The sequence below is a fragment of the Streptomyces klenkii genome (assembly GCF_003626645.1).
In the GTDB taxonomy this organism is placed as follows: Bacteria; Actinomycetota; Actinomycetes; order Streptomycetales; family Streptomycetaceae; genus Streptomyces; species Streptomyces klenkii.
Genome location: NZ_RBAM01000132.1, coordinates 1 through 1,192, shown reverse-complemented (window position 1 = coordinate 1,192; position 1,192 = coordinate 1). Strand labels below are relative to the sequence as shown.

The 1,192-nt window shown below is 75.8% G+C and carries 1 protein-coding gene and 1 pseudogene; both read right to left on the bottom strand.

Annotated elements, in window-relative coordinates; genetic code table 11:
* Positions 1–52: 52 nt before the first annotated feature.
* Positions 53–859, bottom strand: coding sequence for a futalosine hydrolase (locus tag D7231_RS35190; RefSeq protein ID WP_120760444.1), 807 nt, complete (start codon positions 857–859; stop codon positions 53–55).
* 33 nt (positions 860–892) lie between these two features.
* Positions 893–1,192 (bottom strand): annotated as a pseudogene (locus D7231_RS36805) (hypothetical protein); the annotation flags it as partial.

Sequence of the window (1,192 nt, the reverse complement as noted above, 5' to 3'; positions counted from 1 at the left end):
GGTGGCGGTGGGACAGGGCGAGTAGGCGATGCTCAACGCCCCGCCGCCCGCCTCAGGGAACGCGTCCGCCACGATTCCTCCCGCTGTCGTCGTCCCGCACGTCCGGCACGTCCGGCACGTCCCTCACCTGCCGCACGTCCAGCACCGGCCAGATCGCCGCGAAGGCGTCCGTCAGTGCCCGCAGCGCCTCCGGGATGCGCCAGGCCGCCCGGTCCCGCGGGCCCACCGCGTTGGACACCGTGCGCACCTCCAGCGCCGGAACCCCGAACAGCGCGGCGGCCGTTGCCACCCCGAAGCCCTCCATCGCCTCCGCCGCCGCGCCCGCGTGCCGCGCGGCCAGCTCCTCGGCGCGCGGCGTCGTGCCGGTCACCGTCGAGACGGTCAGCACCGGCGCCAGGACCGCGCCCGCCGCCTCGGCCATGGCCCGCGCCAGGCCCGGCGGCGGCCGGTGCGCCGCCACCCCGAAGCCCATCTGCGCCACGTCCGTGAACCCCTCGGCGGTCTGGCCGCCCAGGTCGGCGGCCACGATCGCGGAGGCCACCACCGTGCCCCCCACGGGCACCCCCGGCGCGAACCCGCCCGCGATCCCCGCCGAGATCACCACCTCGTACGCCCCCGGCGCCAGCGCCAGCACGGCCGAGGTCCCGGCCGCCGCGGCGGCGGGCCCCACGCCCGCCGCGAGTGTGTCCACCAGCAGCCCGCCCGGGCCGTTCCCGCCCCGGCCCGGCGGCCGGACCCGGTGCAGGACCAAGTGGTCCAGCAGCGGGAGCGGGTCGGGCGCCGCGCCCGCGGAGAGGACCACCGCGTCCCGCTCGGGCGGGACGGCGGTGACCACCAGAACGCGTCTCGTGCCGGTCAGGTCCAGGGCTCTGTCCTCAGTTCCGGGCGGGCGTCAGTCCTCGGGCTCCAGGTCCACGTTCCACACGCCCTCGAAGGAGCCGAACATCCGCTCCCGGTACTGCTCGTCGGACTCCGAGGACCAGATCGACTCGCGGTCGTACTCGTCGTTGACCTGCGCGACCAGCAGCCGCATCTCCTGCCGCTCCGGCAGCGCGCCGGGGTTGGGGTTGCGCTCGTCGAAGGCCGCGTACAGCTCGTCGACCTCGAAGGTCTGGTAGGTGCTGGTGAAGGGCGTCGCGTCGTAGAGGATGCCGTTGTAGAACAGCAGCCAGCCGTCCTCGGCCACCTCCGG